This is a genomic window from Paenibacillus sp. FSL L8-0644, assembly GCF_038008165.1.
In the GTDB taxonomy this organism is placed as follows: domain Bacteria; phylum Bacillota; class Bacilli; order Paenibacillales; family Paenibacillaceae; genus Paenibacillus; species Paenibacillus polymyxa_D.
Window position 1 is genome coordinate 4,857,960 of the sequence record NZ_JBBOYN010000001.1, and the last position, 23,842, is coordinate 4,881,801.

The 23,842-nt window shown below is 38.8% G+C and carries 16 protein-coding genes; all 16 read right to left on the reverse strand.

All coding sequences use genetic code 11. The annotated features are described in order from the left end of the window. Positions 1-63 precede the first annotated feature (63 nt). Complete coding sequence (gene ligA / locus NSS94_RS22120; RefSeq protein ID WP_029514508.1) at positions 64-2,079, reverse strand: NAD-dependent DNA ligase LigA; 2,016 nt, start codon at positions 2,077-2,079, stop codon at positions 64-66. 88 nt (positions 2,080-2,167) lie between these two features. Further along, positions 2,168-4,492 carry a DNA helicase PcrA gene (gene pcrA, locus NSS94_RS22125; RefSeq protein ID WP_029514509.1) on the reverse strand — a complete coding sequence of 775 codons (2,325 nt, stop codon included), beginning with the start codon at positions 4,490-4,492 and terminating at the stop codon, positions 2,168-2,170. A gap of 41 nt (positions 4,493-4,533) precedes the next feature. Next, positions 4,534-5,244: a heptaprenylglyceryl phosphate synthase gene (locus NSS94_RS22130; RefSeq protein WP_341040127.1), complete on the reverse strand. Its 711-nt coding sequence runs from the start codon at positions 5,242-5,244 to the stop codon at positions 4,534-4,536. 126 nt (positions 5,245-5,370) lie between these two features. Beyond that, positions 5,371-6,243 carry a phosphatidylinositol-specific phospholipase C/glycerophosphodiester phosphodiesterase family protein gene (locus NSS94_RS22135; RefSeq protein WP_165146362.1) on the reverse strand — a complete coding sequence of 291 codons (873 nt, stop codon included), beginning with the start codon at positions 6,241-6,243 and terminating at the stop codon, positions 5,371-5,373. A 106-nt stretch (positions 6,244-6,349) separates the two neighbouring features. Then, on the reverse strand, positions 6,350-7,750 hold the full coding sequence (locus NSS94_RS22140) for an undecaprenyl-phosphate glucose phosphotransferase (protein ID WP_039271378.1): 1,401 nt from the start codon (positions 7,748-7,750) through the stop codon (positions 6,350-6,352). Then, entirely contained in the window at positions 7,747-8,655 is a 909-nt protein-coding gene (locus NSS94_RS22145) for a glycosyltransferase family 2 protein (protein ID WP_165146359.1), read from the reverse strand. The genes NSS94_RS22140 and NSS94_RS22145 overlap by 4 nt, the downstream gene beginning before the upstream one ends. A 372-nt stretch (positions 8,656-9,027) precedes the next feature. Next, positions 9,028-9,120 (reverse strand): putative holin-like toxin, encoded by a 93-nt coding sequence (locus NSS94_RS26285; protein WP_219727884.1) that lies wholly within the window; start codon positions 9,118-9,120, stop codon positions 9,028-9,030. Between the two features lie 345 nt (positions 9,121-9,465). Further along, on the reverse strand, positions 9,466-10,563 hold the full coding sequence (locus tag NSS94_RS22150) for an acyltransferase family protein (RefSeq protein WP_341040129.1): 1,098 nt from the start codon (positions 10,561-10,563) through the stop codon (positions 9,466-9,468). 1,249 nt (positions 10,564-11,812) lie between these two features. Further along, positions 11,813-12,901, reverse strand: coding sequence for an acyltransferase family protein (locus tag NSS94_RS22155; protein ID WP_341040131.1), 1,089 nt, complete (start codon positions 12,899-12,901; stop codon positions 11,813-11,815). A 1,094-nt stretch (positions 12,902-13,995) separates the two neighbouring features. After that, positions 13,996-14,862 (reverse strand): dTDP-4-dehydrorhamnose reductase, encoded by an 867-nt coding sequence (gene rfbD / locus NSS94_RS22160; RefSeq protein ID WP_341040133.1) that lies wholly within the window; start codon positions 14,860-14,862, stop codon positions 13,996-13,998. A 1-nt stretch (position 14,863) separates the two neighbouring features. Beyond that, positions 14,864-15,883, reverse strand: coding sequence for a dTDP-glucose 4,6-dehydratase (gene rfbB, locus NSS94_RS22165; protein ID WP_341040135.1), 1,020 nt, complete (start codon positions 15,881-15,883; stop codon positions 14,864-14,866). A 53-nt stretch (positions 15,884-15,936) separates the two neighbouring features. Next, the gene (gene rfbC / locus NSS94_RS22170; RefSeq protein WP_117290409.1) at positions 15,937-16,485 is read right to left on the reverse strand and encodes a dTDP-4-dehydrorhamnose 3,5-epimerase; all 549 of its coding nucleotides are present in this window, start codon (positions 16,483-16,485) and stop codon (positions 15,937-15,939) included. A gap of 97 nt (positions 16,486-16,582) precedes the next feature. Next, positions 16,583-17,557, reverse strand: coding sequence for a glycosyltransferase family 2 protein (locus NSS94_RS22175; protein ID WP_341040137.1), 975 nt, complete (start codon positions 17,555-17,557; stop codon positions 16,583-16,585). Further along, the gene (locus tag NSS94_RS22180) at positions 17,557-18,486 is read right to left on the reverse strand and encodes an NAD-dependent epimerase/dehydratase family protein (protein WP_341040138.1); all 930 of its coding nucleotides are present in this window, start codon (positions 18,484-18,486) and stop codon (positions 17,557-17,559) included. Before NSS94_RS22180 ends, NSS94_RS22175 begins: the two co-directional genes overlap by 1 nt. A gap of 64 nt (positions 18,487-18,550) precedes the next feature. After that, positions 18,551-22,372: a glycosyltransferase gene (locus tag NSS94_RS22185; protein ID WP_341040139.1), complete on the reverse strand. Its 3,822-nt coding sequence runs from the start codon at positions 22,370-22,372 to the stop codon at positions 18,551-18,553. Next, positions 22,372-23,838 (reverse strand): class I SAM-dependent methyltransferase, encoded by a 1,467-nt coding sequence (locus tag NSS94_RS22190; protein WP_341040140.1) that lies wholly within the window; start codon positions 23,836-23,838, stop codon positions 22,372-22,374. The genes NSS94_RS22185 and NSS94_RS22190 overlap by 1 nt, the downstream gene beginning before the upstream one ends. Between the last annotated feature and the right edge of the window lie 4 nt (positions 23,839-23,842).

Sequence of the window (23,842 nt, forward strand, 5' to 3'; positions counted from 1 at the left end):
ACAACAGATAATAAGGCAGCCACCCCGCCCCAGAGCGGAATGACTGCACTCATTGCAAAACTATTATTCTTGTTCCAGCAGTCTGATAAATTCATCCTCATCTTCTATGGTGTCAATTCCGAGCTGTTGGGCCTTAGCCAGCTTACTCCCAGCCTTTTCACCAGCTATGACTAGATCCGTCTTTTTCGATACAGACCCCGCAACTTTGGCTCCCAGTGCCTCCAGCTTGGATGCAGCTTCGTCACGCGTAAGCTGATGCAAGGTACCTGTAAGCACGACCGTTTTGCCGCTGAAAAAGCTGTCTGTCTTCTTCTCCTGCGGAGCTTCAGGGGCCTGAGCTTTCACCCCTAGAGACAGCATCTTTTCAATTCCCGCCTGAGTAAATGGATCTGCAAAGAAAGCAACAATGCTTTCGGCTACAATCCCGCCCACATCCGGTAGTTCTATCAGTTCTTCCACCGTAGCGGACATCGTCTTGTGCAAATCACGGTAGTGTTCAGCCAACATGCGTGTTGTTGCTTTACCGGTATTCGGTATACCCAGAGCATAAAGGAAAGAAGCCAAATCTCTCTCTTTACTCTTTTCAAGTGCCGCCAAGAGGTTACTGGCCTTTTTCTCACCAAACCGCTCCAGCTTCACAAGATCATCATATTGGAGTGTATACAAATCCGCAGGCTCGCGCACTTCCAGTTCGTCATGCAGCTGTATGGCCGTTTTGTCACTGAATGTCTCAATATCCATAGCATCACGTGAAGCAAAATGGGAAATACGAGCTACAATTTGTGGTTTACACCCCAGCTTATTGTCGCAAAACAAATGGGCACCTCGCTGCTGTAACGGAAACCCGCAGGCTGGACAATGATCTGGTACGACAATTTCCTCCCCGTCGTTCTCAGACGTTACCTTTCCTAATATCTCCGGAATGACATCGTTTGAGCGACGGATAAACACACGTGCACCCAAAGCAAACTTCAGGTTTTTGCGCTCGATGTCACCAGCATTGTTCAGTGTACAATTTTGTACAGTGACTCCCGCCAGCTCTACCGGCTCTACCCTTGCGAGTGGGGTGATTTTACCGGTTCGTCCTACATTCCACTCAACCGAGTTAAGCACCGTTGTCGTTTCCTCGGCTTCGAACTTATATGCCACCGCCCAGCGTGGGAATTTATCGGTATACCCGAGAGCCTCACGTGTGCGCATATCTGTAATTTTCAATACTGCCCCATCAATAAGGTAATCCAATCCGGCACGAGACTCTTCGATCTCAATCAGTTGCTCCATTACATCTTCAAAATTATCAAAGTAAGTCAAGTAAGGGTTTACCTTAAAATGATTTTCGCGCAGGAAAGTCATCATTTCCTGGTGGCTGTTAAACTGGATACGGTCTGCATATCCCACATTGTAGAAAAATGCATTCAATCGCCGTTCTGCTGTCACTTTGGGATTCAAGTTACGCAAAGCACCAGCTGCGGCGTTGCGTGCATTTTTAAGAGGGTCCGCGGCAGTCTCATTATATTTGGACAATACAGAGAGATTCATGATCCCTTCTCCCTGTACTTCAATGGTTCCGTTTCGAAAAGGAATTGTAAGTGGCACGGATTTAATCGTCTTTACCTGTGCCAGTATTCCCTCACCCACCACCCCATTACCGCGGGTAGAAGCCTGTACAAGCTGTCCATCTGTATACGTCAGGTTTAGCGTCAGTCCATCGAATTTAAGTTCTATGGCATAGCCTGGAGATGGCAAAGGTGACTCCGGGTTCTTGGTATTGTAATCATTGACCAGCTTCACGACACGCGCGTTCCATGCACGCAGCTGTTCCATATTCTGAGCTTTATCAAGGCTCCATAATGGAGCCAGGTGGCGATGTGGTGTGAAACCTTTGAGTAACTCCCCGCCCACACGCTGTGTCGGCGAATCCGGCAGCACAAGACCGCTTGTCTGTTCGAGCGCTACCAGCTCGTCATAAAGCACATCATATTCTTTGTCGCTGATCTTGGGTTCATCCAGTGTGTAGTAATGATAGTTATATGTGTTCAGTTCAGCAACAAGCTGCTCCATCCTGTGCATTGGGTTCATGCAGGCGTATCCCTCCGGGAACTTCATCAGGGCAGAGGCTAAGCCAAACTGCCACTCATGAGGTTCGAGATTTAGTGATGTTTGAGATTTATTCTACTTTTGTAATAGGTGCAAAGCCAGCCAGCAGTCGTTTAACCCCTACTGGAGCCGGGAAAGCAATTTGAAGCTCCATATCATTACCAGTCCCTTTTACTGCGACAATGGTTCCAATTCCCCATTTGCCATGCTGTACCTTGTCTCCAGCAGCAAAAATGGATGGGCCTCCTGCCGAAGCAGCCGGAGTTGGTTTTGCGGATGAAGATGTCGTTACGGTTACACGGGGAGACGCGGAAGCGGACGAACCACTGCGGCTCATCGTATCAAACGAGCGTTCTCCACCAAAGTTGCTACCACTACCTTTATTCAGGCCGCGACCACCATAAGATCCGCCTACATTGCCTGAACGACGGTAGCGGTCACGTTTGATAATCGTATCCTCTTTTAACTCGTCCGGAATCTCTTCGAGAAAGCGGGAAGGCGGGTTAGCTGTGGTGCGGCCAAACAAAGTGCGCATCTGTGCGCATGTAAGGAACAACTGCTCCTCTGCACGGGTAATCCCGACATACGCCAATCTGCGCTCCTCCTCCAGTTCTTCGTTATCCAGAAAGGCACGACTATGAGGAAACACTCCCTCCTCCATACCGACAATAAATACGATGGGAAACTCCAGACCTTTGGCGCTATGCATGGTCATCAATACAACCGCATCGCTTTGCTCTTCTTCGTCGTCATTCATGGAATCAATATCGGCAATCAGCGCAAGGTCGGTCAGGAAGGAGACGAGTGACTTGTCTTCCGCACCTTTTTCAAATTCCATGGTTACCGACAGGAACTCATCAATATTCTCCAAACGCGAGCGTGACTCGAGTGTATTCTCGTTTTGCAGTTCCAATCGATATTGGGTGGTTTCCAGCATTTTTTCTGTTAACTCGGTAACCGACAGGTAGTCTACCATCCGACTTAAACCTTCGATCATATCGTAAAACTCTACCAACGCATTGCGCGTACGTCCTGCAAAGCCCAAATCGTCTACCACTTGTAGGACACGGAAAATCGAAACTCCACGTTCCGCTGCAGCTGCCTGCAATTTACCGACGGTTGTGTCTCCGATGCTTCGTTTTGGCACATTAATGATTCGGATCAAGCTGATGTCGTCGTCAGGATTGGAGAGCAGGCGAAGATACGCCAGCAAATCCTTAATTTCCTTCCGATCATAGAACTTGATACCGCCCACGATCTGATAAGGAATATCCGATTTAATCAAAATTTCCTCGACAACCCGAGACTGAGCATTCGTACGGTACAAAATGGCATGATGGCTATAGGTTTTGCCCGCTTTAATATTCTTATGAATTTCTGAGGCGATAAAGTAGCCCTCATCATGTTCAGAATCAGCACGGTAAACCTTAATCTTCGCGCCGCCTTCTTTGTCAGTCCATAGTTTTTTCGGCTTGCGGCCTGTATTTTGACCAATGACTTCATTGGCAGCATTGAGAATATTCGAGGTGGACCGGTAGTTCTGCTCCAGCAAAATGGTACGCGCTTCCGGGTAGTCCTCTTCAAAATTCAAAATGTTGCTAATATCGGCACCTCGCCACCGATAGATGGATTGGTCACTGTCACCTACTACGCAAATCCGGTGATGCTTGTCGGCCAGCATTTTGCACAGCATGTACTGCGCACGGTTTGTATCCTGATATTCATCAACATGAATGTATTGAAATTTCTTCTGGTAGAAGTCCAGTACCTCAGGTACTTCTTTAAACAGCTGAATCGTTGCCATGATCAAATCATCAAAATCAAGAGAGTTGTTGTTTTTGAGCCGCTGTTGGTACTTGGTATATACCTTCGCCACAATCCCTTCAAAATAGTCGCCAATCTTGCGCTCATACATTTCGGGAGTGACCAGTTCATTTTTTGCCGTACTCATCATAGACTGAACCGCTTTGGGTTCAAATTTTTTGGTGTCTATATTCAGATCCTTCATGCAGCTCCGAATGACAGACAATTGATCCGTAGAATCCAAAATGCTGAAATTCGAGGTAAATCCAATCCGCTCGATATCCCGACGTAAAATACGCACACACATCGAGTGGAAGGTGGATACCCACACATCTCTTCCCTGTGGGCCAATCAGCTTGGATACGCGATCCTGCATCTCACGCGCGGCCTTGTTCGTAAAGGTAATCGCCAAAATGCCCCATGGAGCCGTCTTGCGGGTTGCGATGAGGTAGGCTATTCGGTGCGTGAGCACCCGTGTTTTACCACTGCCTGCGCCAGCCATAATCAGCAGCGGACCATCTACCGCCTCCACAGCCTGACGCTGAGGCGGATTAAGGCGAGCTACCGCCTCGTGTATATCTATTGATTGCATGCGTGCATGCTCCTTTCCCTGAGCTTCCATAAAATCACGTTCTATACTTCCAATTTCACAGCTACCGTCTCCAGCGCTTTCGCCAAGTCACGATAAATGATGTTTCCTACTACAATGGTGTCACAAACGGCAGCCGCTTGTAACGCGGTAGATTTATCCACGATTCCTCCCCCGTATAGGACACGAGAGCGCTCTGTACTGCGATGTATTTTTTGCACCAGCTCCATATCCCCAAAAGCACCGCTATATTCCACATATACAATCGGCAGATGCATGAGCTTGTCAGCAATCTGTGCATATGAGGTGGCAGATGAAATATCCAGCGAAGTATCTGCTCCGGTAAGCTTAGCGACTGTAGAATCACCGTTCAAAACAATATATCCTTCCGTCACAAGCAAATCCCAAGGGATCATATAACCAAACTGTTCAATCGCACGTTGGTGCTGTCCTAGAATCCAATTACTGTCAGCGGTATTCAGTACCATAGGAATCATATATAGATCAAACCCTGGTACTACAGCTTCCAGATCGGACACCTCAAGCACACACGGCACCTCATAACGTCGAACCCTCGACAGCAAATCCACCGTATTTTCGTAGGTAATACCTGATGAACCTCCTACCATAATCGCATCCGTACCAGACATACACACGGCGTCAAGTGCCTCATCATCCAGTTCCTTTTCAGGATCAAGCTTAAACACATGCCTCCATGATTGAATTGAATCTGCCAACACACATTCCTCCAGCATCCATTGCTTTTGTCATGATCCAGTCGAACCGAATTCCAATATCCAAAAGCGTTCTATGCTAAGTCTATGACAGTGCTTAAAAGGTGTCAATGTTCGTATCAAATGGGAACACCCCGTTCAGACAGCTTAGGGGCGTAGCGCATACAACCAACTGCGTTTACTAAGTTCTTTTTCCGTTAAAATATCTGTATAGAAACCTTGCACACCCATCTGTTCATACTCAGCCGCATCCTTCAACTCATTAATGGTATTTACGTAGCATACCGCTCCGGCCTGACGCAAACTTTCCACTAGAGCACCACTCACCCGATTCTCTGGTAAAGTTACTGCCGTTATATCATTTTGTTGTACAAATCGAATAATCTGGTCATCTTTATCCTCTGTGGCGTAGAGCGTATAAATAACGGATGGATAGGGATAAATACTCCGCAACATTTGCAGCATTTCTTCATTATAAATTTGGGGAACAATACGAGACAAAAGCTCGGGGTTTTTCTCCTGCGCCTGACGGGTCAGTTGTGCAAACAACTGTTTGATCTGGGCAGGGTCCTGTTCTTTCGTATCGGTCACAATATAAGCATCCGGGTATGTTTCCAATAAATCCAATACATCCTTCCAATCTACTGGAGTATAAGAACCGTGTATGGGGGTGTTCTTAAATTGATGGTAGCTCCACGGTTTTCCGCCCTGTTCTGTAGCAACTGCTTGTTCCTGTTGCATTTGCTCTGTAAAAGATTCTGTCCATTCATGGCGCGCCACCAATTGTCCATCCGAAGTAAACATCAGGTCGACCTCGAATACGCGGCTGCCTTTTTTATAATTTTCCACAAACGCTTCACGCGCATTAGTATAGGCCAAACCATTAACGGCTCCCATGGCATGCGAAATTACGCGGTGCGTGGTAAAGTCAGTCTGTTCTTCTGTAGATTGCCCTTTGTAAGCCAGTAAAAATGTGCCGGTTAACATTAAAAGAATGACCGCAGCAATCAGTCGTTTCATAGGGTGTCACATCCTTTTCGTACAGGTCAATACCCCACATACGCATGCTCAAAACAACTGCCAGACGCAAAAGCACCCTCCGGCTAAACCGAAGGGTGCTTCTGTATTAATACGCGTTCTTGAAACCGTTGCGAATCGTGCGGAAAATAATTTTAATATCAAATAAGAGCGACCAGTTCTCAATATAGAAGATGTCATGCTTAATCCGTTCCTCAATAGATGTATCTCCGCGCAACCCGTTGCTCTGTGCCCAGCCTGTGATTCCGGGACGAACATGATGCTTCACCATGTATTTTGGAATTTCCTCACGGAACTGATCCACATAATAGGGCCGCTCTGGGCGTGGACCAACGACACTCATATCACCCAGCAGAACGTTGAAAAACTGCGGCAGCTCGTCGAGACTCGTTTTACGAATAAAAGTACCAAAACGTGTGCGTCTTGGGTCATTAGCAGTCGTCCAGCCCGTATCTTCAGTTCCAGGTGGTAACACCTTCATCGAACGAAATTTGTACATTCGGAAGGTGCGACGATTCAAGCCTACCCGCTCCTGCTTAAAAATGATTGGCCCTCTGGATGTAATCATCACACCAATCGCTACTGCTAGCATGATCGGAGAGGTCAGGAGAATCGCGAATAAAGAGAATAAAATATCGAATAAGCGCTTAAACAATCGATTCCCCGCTACATCCAGTGGAATATCCCGCACATTGATCATCGGCATACCTGCAAAGTTATCAAAGTACGGGCGAGCCGGCAAATAATCGAAAAAGTCGGGGATTATAAGCGTGCGCACTCCAGCCTTTTCACACATGTTGATAATCTTAGGATACTTATCATGAGCATCCAGCGGCAGCGCCAGAATGACCTCGTCAATCATCAGACGCGACAGCGTAGCCTCCAATTGATCTAAACCTCCAAGAATCGGGCGGAAATGCGCCTCTTCCTCTTCACTCCAATGCCGCTTATCATCCAGAAAACCCACTACCTCGTATCCCAGATCAGGATACTGTCCAAGGTTATGATAAAATCGCTGGCCTAGAGTACCCGCCCCAAGAATAAGCATAAATTGTTTGTTGTACCCTTTTTGACGGAGAGCTTTAAGAACTTGCTTCAAGAAAAATCGATAAAACAAAATAAGCAGCACGTTTCCAACCATATAGATTGCCAGATAGGACCGCGAGATGTCGATTTGTTTCACGAAGAACATCACACTCAACAGCACGAACAGTCCAACGATATGAATCTGGGTGACGCGAAATACATCATCTGCAAATCGTTTTTTGCGTTTGGGCGAATAGAGCGAAAACAACATCCCCAGCACTACGGCAATCAGGCCGTAGATTAAGCTCCAGCCTCCATATACTTGAATAGGAAGCGGTTCTGTATAGGTGATCCATTCACTTTCAAATTTGAAAAACCAAGCGATCAGAAAGGACAACTGAATGACCGCGAAATCCGCCACAATATATAATTGGGTTAAAAAACGCTGATTTCTGCGTATCATGCTTTCACCTCAGTATGAGATTGTTCCCCGCCGTCCGGCTTGACCGGTGCGGACAACTTATTTTTTAGGAAAGCCATTCCAAATTTCACGGCAATCCCCGCATATACAGCCATATTGGTGATCCAACTGTATTGCTGTTTATAATGCTTACGATGAAATACCCACATAGCTCTATGAAACTCATAAATAATTTTCAAAGGACGACGGCGAGCGCTGCCCCCTTTGATATGAATAATATATGTGCGCGGGTAGTAGTAAATGCCCCACCCGGCTTGCTTAATCCGGTAACACCAGTCAATGTCCTCACCATACATAAAAAAGGTTTCATCCAAGCCACCGACCTGGTCAATCGTTTCTCGGCGCACCAGCATAAAAGCACCTACCAGTACATCTACTGGATACTCATCATCCGGGCTTAGATGCCCAAGCTGATATTGATTGTACTTCGGGTTATCCGGGTAACGCTTCGACCAGCCAAAAGCATAGTAAAAGGAAGCTGATGGCGTTGGAAAACCACGCTTACAAGCCTTGTCTAATGATCCATCCGGCAGGATGACCTTACAGCCCGATGCCCCCATCTCCGGATGCGTATCCATAAACTGGATCATTGTATCCAGCGTGTCCGGTTGCACCAACGTATCGGAGTTCAATAACAATACATAACGCCCGCTGGCTACTTCCATCCCCTGGTTGTTCGCCTTGGCAAAACCTGTATTATCCTTATTGGCTATCAACATAATCTCCGGGTATGCAGCACGAATAGCCTCAACAGATCCGTCACTGGAGTGATTATCAATAACAATCACTTCATATCGGTATTGCGTCTCGGACGCATACACCGACTGCAAACAATCCAGCGTCAATTGACACGTATTATAGTTGACGACCAGTATGCTTACATCCATATTTAAAACGCTCCTGACAAATTCAGTAATCTATTCTACTATCGCCTATTATAGCATACCGCGCAGACCACGGGGCGCAAAAAAGCACATAACTTGTAACCTTACATAGTTTAGAAGGATTATGCAAAATTCGATTCCTGTCACTCCAAAGCGCAAATATAGACAAACCAAATCATTTCGAACTATATATTGTTCATTGGAAGTCGTTTATTAGATTTTTGTAAAATCCTCGGTTGAGGTCTAAAATTCATCGTGGTAAGATATACATGGAAAAAGGGCTGGTGCCAGCCAGCCCCTGCGCAACCAACGCTCCAAGAGCGGACGGTTTTGGAACAATCAGGCCGAAAATAGACCCTTCCTTGCGGGGGCGGTCTATTTTCGTTTGTTAAACTCTAACAGTGTGACGATTAACGCCCCGAACGTCAGCATTAAACTGAGCGCCTCAAACACTGTCACAGGCTTCACCCCCCTCCTCGGGAGAGTTAGCCGACCGCCCTTGCCAGCTCTATCGGTTGCACGTTTCAATTATACTATATATTTCCATAAAGGAACACGCATTCGATGGTATTTCGGTAAATTAAATGTACTATGTGCATTAACCTAATTTCGTTAACAATCTCTCAAACTTGTTCATTCCTTTGTAGTACAGCAGGGAGCTGTTATATAAAAGTCTGTTTCATTCGCTAAAAGTCATTTAACCGTTAGTAGCCAAATAGCCCCTTCTCCATAAAATGGAGAAGGGGCTGGCCTATTTAAAGAATCTCAGTAATTATCCTGACTATCCATGGGCGCTTGTCTTTCTCTTTCGTCTTAAAGGCTTATTTTTCTAGCAGGAACATACTTATCTCTTAATTTTAAAAAAGGAATTTCAATACAATAGTACAAAACAGTTGCAATTATAAGTGTTAAAATAAGAGAACAAAATAATAATGAAAATTTTACTACTATTGAATTATGGGATTCAAGCACAACAGATAAGAACTTAAATATAGGAAAATGCACTAAATATATAGAATAACTTATCTTGCTTAAAAATGTAATTACCTTTCTAAAAACACTAGAACTAGTTCTATTTACTTTGCTCTGTTCAAAATAAGCTATAATAACAGCACATGAAAGAGAAACGACAAAAAATAAAAGAGTTCTGCTATAAAACGAATTATTTATAGTATTCTGAGTAATACCATCATAGACAAATTGCATTCCAAAGTAATATAAGATAATTAGACTAGCTATTAGGTATATCTTGCCTCGAGCAACCTTTGTATAAAATTTTACCCAATAAAATTTTACACTGGCCAATAACACACCAATTAATAGGCTATCCAACCTAATCGGTATTTGTTTTCTTACTCCTTGATCCCATGATGGATCGTAATTAATGACGTAAACAATTCTCAATATATTAATAAATAACAAAATAAAAAGATTTGAAAATATCAAAACTTTTTTATTCGAATTACTTAGCTTAGAAATAAGCAAAAAGACTATTGGACATAACAAGTAAAACCACTCTTCTATAGAAAGGCTCCATGAAACGGGAAAAAATAATAGCTTCTCCGCTTCAAAGTTTTGTAAAAACAACATCGTTTCCAGGTTAAATTGACTTGAATCTAAGATGTATAAAATAAGAATAACGAAATAATATACAGGAATAGTTCTCAACCATCTTCTTACATAAAAGTTAGGGAGAGAGTTCCAACTTCCACTATGAAATATGTCTCTTATTAGAATCGAACCAATTAAAAAGCCACTTAAAACAAAGAATATTTCTACTCCTAAGTAACCGAATACATATACGAATCCTAGTACACCATAATCCAGAAAAAACCAAGATAGACCGTGACAAATCAAAACCATTAAGATAGCTGTGACTCTTGATATATCTAATCCAAAATTCCTATTCATTAACTCTAACCCACCTAGCCCTATCAATTATTTATCAAAAGTTATCGTTAATGATTATTAGGTTAAGTTTTCAAACCTTCCTTTTAGGATACTAAGGTAAAATTACGTTTTCCTATAAATATATCATCCAATGTCCTTGTTTCAACACTTTGTTTAAATTGTGGAGCAATCACGAAATTCCGATACAGCAATGCTAAGAAAAAGATGTACATTTATTAATCACAGTTTCTGTGGTTCTGCAAAGAAAAAAATGTCGTAAGCCGGTGTCTATCCTAAGATGGATTCGTATTAGCTCAGGAATTAACAGAAGTAGAGAAGCTGATGGTATAGCAATTATTATTTTTGAGCAAAGCTAAATTTACTCTCGCCATTGTACTAAAACCTGTTTTCATAGTAGGTACGATAAACAGGTCAACTGAATTTGATATTAACATTTTTTTCTATCTTGTTCACACTCTCCATTTGTTTCATGCGTACGTATCATCATATTTATTTCTTGTAAATATAAAGTGAAATATAGAAGAATCGTCATACATTTTTTATAAACTTTGTTATTGACACATTATGAATGACGGCGCTTTTCAACCATTTTCCACAGACCTTCAATAGGGACAATGATCACCCATTATTGGATAAAAATACCGAGTCAAACCTTAACTACTCCTGCACAAATTCTCGTCTCCGAAGAAAAGATGTGCATTTATCCATCGAAAGCTTTTTTTAGAGCGGGCAGCATCTTCTCCCGAATGTAGTTGTTCTTCCAAATATGAACGGCTAGAGTGTAGGTGACTTTCGTGTAGCTAAAGCCCAAACGATCCAAAAGCAGGGAAAGCTCACTATTACTAAACATACAACTATATTTACGCCCATTATATAAGGATGACAAGTTTCAGAATCCATGTATATTTCAATTCAAATTAAACATCTACAAAGCGTTTATGGTAAGAAAGTCGGTCAGTTGCTGAGTTTGTTCTGGGGCTACTTAAGGAGGTTTCCTCAGAGAGTGATTCAAGATGGATTAAATCTCCATCCTGCAATTTTCCGGGTTACCCTCAACCGTTTATCGGAGGTTTGTTTCAAGGCTTGTTCTCCGGCTTCCTTTTCGTTCCTTGCAGTTAACAATATATTCACGCCCTTATCAAATCTTATTTCTTAATTCAATCGATTGGAGCGTGCTCTTAATGGGTAATAACCCTTTATAAAACCATTTGATTTTGTTAATCAAACAAAAGATGGTACAACCTAGTTTTTATGATTTCCATATAAGTATCCTATTCCGTAATACTTGAAGTTTCATTAAGTATTTACATTTATCTAATTTTCGTAATTTTTTCAATATGCAATCAAGTAACAAAGATAATGCAAATAAACATATAAAATACAAGACATATTGATTAAAAATAGTTATTGAGAAATTATTGCTTATTAATAATTTAAAGAAATAACCAACCGGAAGATTTAAAAAGAATAGTTGCATAGATAATGTACCAATTCTTTTAAGTATATGGAATGAAAATATTTTTTTAATCCAAAGAATGTTTTCAAAAGTTAGAATAATACACGGTATAATAACTATATCAGTAATTATAATAAAATCTAAAGTATTAATGTATTCACCACGATAAATAATACTTATATATGATATGATAATTATTACTATTCCTAATATAACTGATTTGGAAACTTTAAATCCATATTTTTTTACAATCACACTAAACATACATCCTACAAAAAAACCTAACAGTCCTCGTAGCATGTAACCATTTAAAATAGGATAATTCCAACCATTTTTCAGCGCTATCAATCCAATTAAAACTATAATACTATATAATCCAAAAGCTTTTTCTTCACTTCTAAATTTACAAATATAAAAAAATATGGCATATGATAAAAATAACGGTGCTAAGAACCATGTACCACCTCCAGCAACATCAATACGAAAATCACCACTTCCTGGGAAATATCCACTTTGAAGGAATAATATGTTATATAATATTTGGTAAAAACTAATATAACCGCCACTAATTATAATATACAAAGAGCATGCGCCTATATTAATAAATAAAAAAGGGTACACTAATTTAATTCTTTTTTTTATGTACTCAAAAAAATCAATTTCCTTAATTCTATCAGAATAATTGTAAATCATTAGATATCCTGAAAAGAAAAAAAACATTTCTACTGGAATGTATCCTATATCTGATAAAATATTCATTACTTTATTAATTAAATTTAATGAACTATTTGGTATTCCAATAAGTCCACTTATATGATAAAAAGCAATAATTATAGCGCCGATTCCTTTTAATGAGTCAATATAAACAATACTTTTTTTCATTATTCTTACCTTTCTAAGTTAGAACTTTTCTAGAGTGTATATTCAAATCTAATGAAGCCATACCAAAATAGAAAGCGATAAAAAGCAATAAAGGTGCATTCTTGCTTCGATTGAGTGGCTAACCGACGGGAATATTTCAGGTGATTAAATGGCAGTTCCTGCAAGTAACGTTCCTTATAAATTCACCAATCACATGTACGTAAAAACCTCAAGGTCCCTTTGCTGGGAATAACGACAGTAGCCTTCCGGGTCTCAATCAAATTTAGAAATCATTCATGTCGTAGCCTTGATCAGTGATCAGTCTTTCTCGTGAGTTCAATGTCGTGGATCATCTCGTATCTGATCACGCAATTATGCTGTTGATCAGGCATAAGCATTAAGCATTGGGATACACCAATGCGTCAACGACGGGATAAATTTTGGTGGTTACTCCCCCCAGTAACGTCCGATGTCCTGATGTTGCTACTCCTGTTGCCCCGCCCCTGTGCTAATGCTCGCAGACAATCGTTGCACTAAGGAGGTTATGACCCAAGTCAAGAGAGATCGACTCTTTTTGAAGGTCTTTTTCCCAAACATCGGCGGGTGTCAGCAGCGAAATCGTCTGTATACCATTTTCTACAATGCCTTACAAATCGGCAAGTCATCCCAAGTTGCTCTGGTTCGGGCTATTCATACAATTGTCCTTAATAATAGGTCGCTTTGAGGTTTACGTTCAAAGGGCAAGAGGACTTTGATTTGTTTCCAGCGATCATCGCGAATTTCATGTCGTATATTCTTGCGGTCATTTCAACGCATTTTAGAACTTTTGGTTGGCTTGAACACAATTATTTAAAAATACAAACAGCAAAATTCCCATTGTACAAAACATTCAGGGGAGTGCTCACAAAAAGCAATTCTGACTTTGCTGGAGCGTTAATGTTGTTTAGCTCCCATATATAGATAATGATATAATTTCCTTAATAAGTTAAAAAACACCATAAAAAATGTTACGAATCCACGTAGTCCTCCTAAATACTTTAACTTCACAACTCCCCCTGAAAGTTCAAACAGTTTATTCTTTATCTCTAATTTACTTCATTCCAAAATAATTCCTCCTAATACGCAGCTAACTCCTTTAAAAATTGCTGCAACCCCTCTCTCCAAGGGCGTAAATCGGTTAGACCATTAGTGCGGATGCTCATATGATCTAATACAGAATTTAATGGGCGCGGCGCAGGCCTTGGAAACTGCTGGGTAGTGCACGGTTCTAACTTTGAGGTCATTTTAATGCCTAGTATGTCTTCTGCGTCCTTGAATATTGCCTGTGTAAACTCATACCATGAACATGATCCTCTATTTGAAGCATGATACACTCCATATTTTTCAGTCTTAATTATTTCATTTAAAAAGTACGCAAGATCTACTGTATATGTCGGACTGCCTACTTGATCATTCACAACCTGAAGTATAGGTAACTCCTGCCCCAGTTTTAACATAGTCTTTACAAAATTGCTGCCATTAATCCCATATACCCATGAAGTCCTTACGATAAAATAGCGAGAAGATAACGATTGCACTAGCACTTCCCCAGCTCTTTTTGATTTGCCATAAATAGTTTGGGGATTGGTATTGTCATATTCGTGGTAAGGGTTCTTTGAGGAACCATCAAATACATAATCAGTGCTAATGTATACAAACTTTGCTCCCACTTTTTCTGCAGCCAAGGCCATATTACGGGTTCCGTATGCATTTATCTGATATGCTTTATCAATATCATTTTCTGCAGCATCCACTGCAGTGTACGCAGCACAGTGAATTATTACGTCTGGTTGATAATTCTTCGAAATTCCTATAGCCTGCTCCAAATTAGTAATGTCCAGCTTCTCTCGGTCACACGGCAAAACATCGTAATCCTGCTTTTGGAAAAACCCACAAACTTGACTACCTAATTGACCAGTTGCTCCCGTAACAAGGACCTTCATATTAAATGTCCTCCAGCCTATGCCCATATTGCTTTTTATAATATTCTTGATAAGCCCCCGACTGAATACGTGTCCACCAATCTTTGTTCTCCAGATACCAACGAATGGTTTCCTTAATTCCCGTTTCAAAAGAATGCTTAGGCTTCCAGCCGAGTTGATTCATCGTTTTGTTTGGGTCTATACCGTAGCGACGATCATGGCCAAGACGATCTTCTACATAGCTAATAAGTGATTCTGGCTTACCGAGTTCCTCAAGCACGGTCTTGACAATGTGAATATTGGTTCGTTCATTATTGCCTCCGATATTATACACTTCACCTAATTCACCCTGATGAATAACCAGATCAATTGCACTACAATGATCTTCTACGTAGAGCCAGTCCCGAATATTCATTCCATCGCCATAGATTGGAAGCTGTTGTCCGTTCAATGCACGCGAAATCATTAGTGGTATCAACTTTTCTGGAAATTGATAAGGTCCATAATTGTTCGAACACCGTGTAATATTAACAGGTAGACCGAAGGTCTCATGATACGCACGAACAAGCAAATCACCGCCAGCTTTAGATGCTGAATACGGGCTATTAGGCTGAAGAGGAGTTTCTTCTGTAAATAAACCTGTTTCTCCGAGAGAACCATATACTTCATCTGTTGAAACCTGCACGAACTTAGAAACTCCATACTTTTTGGCAGCCTCCAGAAGCACTTGTGTCCCTACTACGTTTGTTTTCACAAAAATATCAGGTTCCAAAATACTACGGTCCACATGTGATTCAGCAGCAAAGTTAACAACAATATCGATTCCCTGCTGCATTAACCGGTCCATTGCATGTACATCAGTTATATCTGCCTTCACAAAAGTATGATTTTGATTTTTTTCGATTGATTTGAGATTCTCAAGATTCCCCGCATATGTTAGAGCATCTACATTTACTATATGATAATGTGGATATTGCTTCAGCATATACATAACAAAGTTACTACCAATAAATCCAGCTCCGCCAGTGACAAGAAGTTTCATAAAAACCCTCCAATTTTAATTTCCCTTAAATTTCAAAACAAATAAGCTTATCTTTAATTAAAATTTAAATCAGCCTCAGCAAGAACGGGATGTTTCTCATCTTTTTCAGAGAGTATCGCCTGTGAAATAGGCCAATTAATATCCAAAGCTGGGTCATTCCATAGAATCCCACGATCATGCTCTGGCGAGTAATATTCATCAACCTTATAAATTACCTGTGTATTAGGAGTAAGGGTGCAAAACCCATGTGCAAAACCCTTTGGAACCAATAATTGACGTTGATTGTATTCGCTCAAAATCACTCCTATCCATTTACCAAAAGTTGGCGAGCTATGACGGATATCTAAAGCAACGTCATAAATTGCTCCAGAAATAACACGGACTAGTTTAGTTTGGGCTTTAGGTTCGAGTTGATAATGCAACCCGCGTATCACACCTGGTTCAGCAGATAAAGAATGATTATCTTGAACAAAGGTACAATCGATTCCCTTTTCTTTTAACAATTGCTCATTATAACTTTCCATAAAAAATCCTCTATGATCCCCATGAACTACGGGCTCTATAATTTTTACATCATGTAACTTTAAAGAGTTTACTATCATGAGTAATCCCCCACTTATTTATATTGTATAGGTTCCATGCTTAGTTTTTTTATTATATGATACTGCTCAATAATTGTGTTTTTAGGCTTTGAACCATTTATATATGAATAATCATCCTTTTTAATTTATGAAAAGCATAATAGATTCCTTTAAATACAAGCCAGTATTGAATATAAATATAGCGACTGGCTTTTACATGTTGTGTTTTTCTTAGCTTTTTTCTTTCTTTAAGCCCTTCCTGCACTCCTTCAACATAATAATTGGCTAGGCCCTTTTTCTTAAAGAACATATATTTAAATAAGTGTCCTATTATCAAACAAGGCATATTAATAGCCAGTTGAAAAAAGGGCATGTTCTTATATATAAGATATATATTATTTCTCGCCGATAGTCTTACTTTAATAGGAGAGTACCCACCACCAGTAGTTGCACTACCGATATGATATATTTCAGCTGTTGCGCAAAATATATTTTTATAGCCCATCAGTTGTGCCCTGTATCCAATATCTACATCTTCAAGATATGCAAAAAAAGCCTCATCAAATAAACCAATCCTGTCAAACAACTCCCTCCGGTATATCGCAGCACCTGCACACGAACTAAAAACTTCAACATTTTTATTGAAGTGCTTGATTGATTGACCATTCCCTTCTTGGTAAGCCCATCCGAAAATAGTGTATGCGTCACCTGAATCATCTATCTTATCCTGATCATTATACATGATCATCTTACTCGAACAAGAAAAAGCAGTGGAATTCTCCTCCATACATGTAACCAAACATCCAAGCCAATTCTCTTTTGCTACTGTATCGTTATTAAGCAGTACAACAAATTCACCGTTAGCTTCTCGGATCCCAGCATTGACTGCCCGGCTAAACCCTGTATTTCCTTCCATACTAATTATTTGTATTTCATTGAACAATTCCCTTGCGACAGTAACACTATTATCTTCAGAATTGTTATCAACTAAAATCAGTTCATAATCAGTATAAAGTTGTTTTTTTAATGAATTAATACAGCCTGGAAGAAACTTAGCACCATTATAATTAGGAATAACAATTGATACTCTCATTAGATTTTCCTTCTTAAAAAGTTGTAAAGATCGTTTACTCCTTCTTGCAAGCTTACCTGAGCTTCAAAACCTAAGTAGCGTTTAGCTTTCGACGAATCTAGTATACTACTTTTGACATCGATACTTCGCTCACTTAGAAAATTAATATGCGCCTTGATTTTCGATACATTTTCAACTTCATAAATTATATCTAATAGCGATACTCCCACACCTGTACCTATATTAAATATGGGCTCTGTATCATAAGAATCAGGGCTATACTGCAAGGCAGATACGATTGCCTGGCAAACATCTGAAATTTGAATATAATCCCTGACAATTTTCCCATCTCCGTATATAGAAATAGGCTCTTGGTTTAAGACATGCTGCAAAAATATTGAAATAGCCCCTATCTTCTTTTCCGGATTTTGTCCCCTGCCATATGGATTAGCAACCCTAAGTATAATATTTTTCATACCAAATAGTTTATTATACATTAATAGGATTCTTTCTATAGTCAGTTTCATTATTCCATAATGATTCAAAGGTACACACGGCATATCTTCATTTAATAGTTCCGAAGAGTTATTACCATATACCGTTCCTCCTGAAGAAACAAAGACTATTTTTTGGATTCCTTCGTTTTTTGCAGCTTCAACCATCTCCAATGTTTTCACCACATCTTTTTGATAAGAATCTTCAATACTTACCATTGAAGAAAATGGAGTAACACTGCTTATCAAATGTATAATGGTATCATGTCCCTTTAGAATATTTCTGAAGTCAGTCTCTAAAAAAAAATCCCCTTCAATTATATTATAATTTTCATCAGGCAGTTTTTTGCTTTTTAAATTTCTATCATAAAGTGTGGTGCTCACGTTTTCTCTACAGAGTCTTTTAATCAGTTCTGTGCCTATAAACCCAGCTCCACCAAAAACTATCGTACTCATTAGGATTTTTCCTCTCTACATTTTTAAAGTCACCAGTACTACAACTGGTGACTTTAAAAAAAATTTAGAAAACATTGAAATATTCTCGGGCAAAGTTACGCATGCTGAATTGTTTAAAAAGCAGAGCAGTATTACTTTTTAATTCCTCATACTTTTGGGAATCATTTTGTAATGTTAACATTGAAGTGTATATATCATCCGTATTAACTATTCCTTCGTCGTTTAACTCAAGTAATATTCCCGCAAATTTATCAACCTTTTCCGAATAGATCATCTGTTTAATTTCACCAATATTCGTTGTAATGACAGGCTTGTTGTAAGCTAAATATTCTATAATAGAGTTAGGTAGACTCTCAGAGATGAAATAAGTTGGTAATAATGCAACATCAAAAATCTTAACCCAACCGATCCATTCAGATGGCTCATGTAAATTCATTACAAAATGCAAATAATCAATATCTTTATATTTTTCTTTAAGCATTTTGGAGTATTCACTCTCGCCAACAAGAATAAGATGACTTCTAGATTGATTTTTGTTATTTAATTGAATAAGAGCTTTAATACTCTCTTCCCAGCCCTTCTCTTTAATGGCTCGGGACACTAGACCAAAAACAAATTCCCCTTCCCGTATACCAATACTTTCTTTATTTTTTGAAGGAATACTTTGTAGGTCATATCCATAGTACACTTTTTTGATTTTACTGCTATCACTTATGTTAACTTCACTAAAAATTTTCAAATTTTTATTCGTAGCATAAATGATATGATTTGCACGTTCTAGTACATTAGGAACCAACTGCAAGAAGTCATTATCCCAATCAGGGTTCTGCAACAATGCCTCGTAACAACCATGCATAGATAACACCCAATTAACTGATGTCATCTCTTTAACAGCCAAGCAAGTAATTTTATCAGACCACCAAATATGAGAATTAATTGTAGTTATATTAAATTTTTCAATATATCCTCTTAGTTCTTCCGGGTCCCCTTTGCTTGGTAAAATTTCAACTGATGGAGAAACCATTTTTAATACACTTTCCTCCAACAACCAGGGTCTTGCATTATAAATGTATACCTTCTGAAAAGAAGCAAAAAAATTAGCAAGCCTTATAACTAGCATTTGTCCTCCACCAACTTCAAAATCGGGAGTTACAAACAATATTTTTTTCTGTTCACACAAATAATTTACTTGACTACTTTTTTGGAACGCTCTATCTTTCAAGGCTAAATACATTTCTGATAATTCATCATTATCGAGAATATTTTTGCTTCCATATCCTTTACAGCCTAGTCTTTCATAATCCTTAGCCACCTGTTCAACAAAACTTCCTACTATATCCAGAGGCAATTCGTAGTTATCAATAATAAAGTTTTTGATCCTTAATATCTCTTTATAAAGTTCTTGTGTTTGCTCATTTACACTAATTATACTTTGTGAGTGTCTACGATGATAGTTTAACACTTCAGGTGTGAAATAAATTTTACCTTGTCGTAGAAGATAGAGATAAGCAAACCAGTCTCCGCCAATTTTATAATCACTTAGTTTTTCTGAAATCCCCTGTAAAGCAGAAGCCCTCATTAACACTGCACTAGCATTGGGTATCGTATTCTTAATAGCAAGTCCTTGAACTAATTCATCTTTTCCATTAATACAATATGGTACTCGCCATTTTTCTACAGATAAGTCATCAGTATATTGTGTGTAATGATAATTCACTTTATTGGAATGCTCATCTATTATTTGTGACTGGGAATACGCCAGATTCACTTCCTGATCTGAAAAAGACGGAAGTAATCTCTCCAAAAGAACAGGTTCGCACAGATCATCTGCCTCAGCAATCCAGATTATATCTCCTGAAGCCTCCTGAATGCCTCTAATCCATTGACCAAAGCATCCAATGTTCTCTTTATTAACGATAATCTTATGCTTTATTGAAGTTTGCTCTAACATTCTTTTAGCCAACTCTACGCTATTATCCTTAGAGACATCATCAAGGAAAATAATTTCATATGGAGTTACTGTCTGATTAATGATGGAACGGAGTCTCTCTTCAATAAAAGATTCATAGTTATAATTAGGTACTATTACCGATACTTTCAAATCAGGAATTCGATAAACCTCAGAGTTGATACTACTTAAAATATCACCAACATATTTAGTGAAATTAAATTTTTCTTCAATAACTTCATGTCCTTTTTGTACAATTGCGTCATAGATATCTTTATTCTTTAATATCCTCATAATCTCCTGAGCCATCAAATGAATATCAGAGTATGGAGTTGCTCTAACCCCTAATTCAGTTATAAGCTCGGCCATTCCACCATTGTTTTCAAAAGTAACTACAGGCGTTGCATTGTCTATTGCTTCTAAGGCTATGGATGGAAAAGGGTCTTCTCTAGATGTGAGAACAAACATATCTGCCGCTTCGAAGATAGGAAGTGGGTCTTTTTGGAATCCCATCATATGAATATTCTTTTCAATCTTCAGAGTCTGTGCATCATGCATTAACCATCTCTCTAATACTTGTTCTGTACCACCCATCCATACAAAATGAATATCTTTACAATTGCAATTTAAAATCAACTCTCTAGCTAAGGAAAAAAATGAATCAAGACCTTTTCTCAAGTCACCATAACCACAGCCAAGTAGAATGGTTGAACTTGTACTAATCCCCAGTTCCTCGCATAATTTTTCTTTTGCAGAGTTCTTGTTTAACCGATGTAACCTCTTCTTGTATATTCCCTGAGGCTTAATGAGTACTCTGTCTTCATGAAGATCAAAGTACTGTTGAAAGCTATTTTTAACAAATTGATTAGGGAATACAATTTTTGATGCATACCGTGCTGCATTGTTGGCAGCCTGCACAAAATTATAAGTCTGAATAGAAGTAGGAAGTTCATGAATAAGTGAGATGGTTTTAATTTCATTTTTCTCCAAAAGTTCAACAAGAATACTAGACACCACAGAATTCGCAATACAATAAGTTACTCCACGTTTTCGAATAGACTTAATAATCCGGGATACTTCCGTTTCATTCTCCAAATTAGACAAAGAGTTTTGATGTAAGTTTATTACATCAGCTACATCTGAAAAGTCCTTCTCAAGTGGCCCTCCTTTGAGCAAAATTGCTATGACCTGCTTGTGATAGACCTCTTTTAATACTCGAATCATATTTAAAGAAAGTATAGAAGCTCCAGCATTTTGAGCATCGTGTACAATAAAAAGTATACTATTAGTGGAAGCATAGGATAAAGGACTAAGTATGAGTTCATTACCCATCACTATAATATTATCCTTGGGATCATTGTGATATAACTTCTGCTTAACCTTTTGCAAAGCTGGCTTTAGTCCTGCTGTTCTTATTTCTTGCACAAATTTCCCCCGCAAATGAGGTTGCAATTTCACAAGTCTATTTAATTTCAAAGAATATTGTTTTATTTTATTAAATTTGTATTCGCTCTTTGTGATTCCTATAAGTTCAAGCTGACTGATATTAAAAGTATATTCAGTAGAAATACTTATAATAATTTTTTTAATATTAAAATCTGCCTTCAAATAAAAGGCAATACTTTGTCCCGAAAAGGCTCCTACCTCAAATACTTGAGATTCCCCATTCGTTCCATAACAATTTAACACAATACTACCTTGGTCATTATCATTATATATATTATATATAAACTTCAAAAACTTAATATCTTTTTTCACTTCAAACGTTATTTCTGCAGCTTTATCAGCTTCATTGATATTTAAAGTAGCATCTGCATTAACATTTAAATTATCAACGTCACTGAGCTTAAATATGATGGAACTTCTTAGCATATTATTTTTAACTGTATTTCTATCAATTATAGAAGTTATAAGGTTGATCTTTTCACTCAGTAACATTAACGCACACCCAATTTCTTAATTTTAGAAATTAATTTCCAACTCCTAGAAGAGTGGATTTGATTTAATTGTAAAGACTGTTTTTCTATTTCTTTCTTCAACTCTTCAATTTGAAGAGACAGAGTATTAGTAAGTTTCGCATGTTCATCCGTTCTCACTTTGCTCTCTTCATTTAAGAATCCCAGCTCGTCAACAAGATTTATATTTATTGCCTCTAAATTTTCAATTTCCCGCTTACATTGTTCGATTTCATTGATATATTCTTTTTTTTCATTTGATAAAGACGATATTAACCCTTGAGCGGATAGTAATTGATTTTCAACAATCTCTTTATCTTTTATTAAATTTACTTGGTTATTTAATAATTCCGTAGTGTAATTATATTGGTCTATTTCAACATCTAGCATAGCAACATTCAAAATTAACTTTTCTATGTTAGAATTTCCTCTAGGCTTTTCAAAGATAAATTGAGAGTCTTCGTGAAAGAACAATAGAAAACCATTAAATTGATAGTCGGCGTTATTTTCATAACCTTCCACTTTTAGTACTGATCCATCGCTCATATGAAGTTCAACTCTATCTACTCTCAATGAACAACTCACATTCAATGGATCAAATCTTAGTTTTTTTATTTGCTCATAATCTTTAAGATCAAACTCTATTACACCATTATATTGCTGTGTATTAATAATAGTTTGATTTTCACTGAATCCTGCCCCTGTGTCTATATATAACTGAGAATAATAGTAGTTACTTTTGGCGGAAATATTTTTAAAGAATGCTGTACCAGAATGAATTCCCTTTTTACCCATTACAAAAATATACTGATAGACATCTCCTAAATGCCGGTTTTTAAGATATGAAGCTACTGAATTAGGCAAGCCATCAAAGTAACTGCCGATTTCTGTTTCGCCCACTTTTTTTATAACAGCTTCTTCACTTACTGTCATCAGATTGCATTCATCAATCATTTCCAATAATGTATAATAGGTAAAAAAGCGGACATGTGTATCATCAAGAAGCCCAGTACTTCTGTATTTAAACTGACTTTTCATCATATCAATAATGACACTATTATGAGCAATATTTGGTATCGAAAGTAAAATCGCTCCATCATCTTTTAGCAGATTGACAGAAGCGCTAAGAACTCTCTTAGGGTCATACAAATGTTCCAGTACATCTGCAAAAATAATGTAGTCGAACTGGATTTCCCCAAATTTATCCAACCACTTCATTTCTTCAATATCTCCAACAATTCCATCTTTGGCATATTGAAGAGCTCTCTCAGCCGCATCTTGGTCAATTTCAACAATGTATACATCACATTCAAGCTTTTCTTTCAGGTAACGGGTAAGACGCCCTGCGGCAGGGCCAAATTCCAATATAGTTGCATGCTTTCTGATCTTTTTTGAAATCAGTGCCAACGAATTATTCGAAGTCAGGTCCAATTCAAAATCATATTTCATTATG

Bases quoted from the DNA above. Each gene is read 5' to 3' on its own strand.
- ligA (WP_029514508.1), bottom strand. From the start codon at position 2,079: ATGAACCCAATGCACAGGATGGAGCAGCTTGTTGCTGAACTGAACACA.
- pcrA (WP_029514509.1), bottom strand. From the start codon at position 4,492: ATGCAATCAATAGATATACACGAGGCGGTAGCTCGCCTTAATCCGCCT.
- NSS94_RS22130 (WP_341040127.1), bottom strand. From the start codon at position 5,244: ATGCTGGAGGAATGTGTGTTGGCAGATTCAATTCAATCATGGAGGCAT.
- NSS94_RS22135 (WP_165146362.1), bottom strand. From the start codon at position 6,243: ATGAAACGACTGATTGCTGCGGTCATTCTTTTAATGTTAACCGGCACA.
- NSS94_RS22140 (WP_039271378.1), bottom strand. From the start codon at position 7,750: ATGATACGCAGAAATCAGCGTTTTTTAACCCAATTATATATTGTGGCG.
- NSS94_RS22145 (WP_165146359.1), bottom strand. From the start codon at position 8,655: ATGGATGTAAGCATACTGGTCGTCAACTATAATACGTGTCAATTGACG.
- NSS94_RS22150 (WP_341040129.1), bottom strand. From the start codon at position 10,563: ATGAATAGGAATTTTGGATTAGATATATCAAGAGTCACAGCTATCTTA.
- NSS94_RS22155 (WP_341040131.1), bottom strand. From the start codon at position 12,901: ATGAAAAAAAGTATTGTTTATATTGACTCATTAAAAGGAATCGGCGCT.
- rfbD (WP_341040133.1), bottom strand. From the start codon at position 14,862: ATGAAGGTCCTTGTTACGGGAGCAACTGGTCAATTAGGTAGTCAAGTT.
- rfbB (WP_341040135.1), bottom strand. From the start codon at position 15,883: ATGAAACTTCTTGTCACTGGCGGAGCTGGATTTATTGGTAGTAACTTT.
- rfbC (WP_117290409.1), bottom strand. From the start codon at position 16,485: ATGATAGTAAACTCTTTAAAGTTACATGATGTAAAAATTATAGAGCCC.
- NSS94_RS22175 (WP_341040137.1), bottom strand. From the start codon at position 17,557: ATGAGAGTATCAATTGTTATTCCTAATTATAATGGTGCTAAGTTTCTT.
- NSS94_RS22180 (WP_341040138.1), bottom strand. From the start codon at position 18,486: ATGAGTACGATAGTTTTTGGTGGAGCTGGGTTTATAGGCACAGAACTG.
- NSS94_RS22185 (WP_341040139.1), bottom strand. From the start codon at position 22,372: ATGTTACTGAGTGAAAAGATCAACCTTATAACTTCTATAATTGATAGA.
- NSS94_RS22190 (WP_341040140.1), bottom strand. From the start codon at position 23,838: ATGAAATATGATTTTGAATTGGACCTGACTTCGAATAATTCGTTGGCA.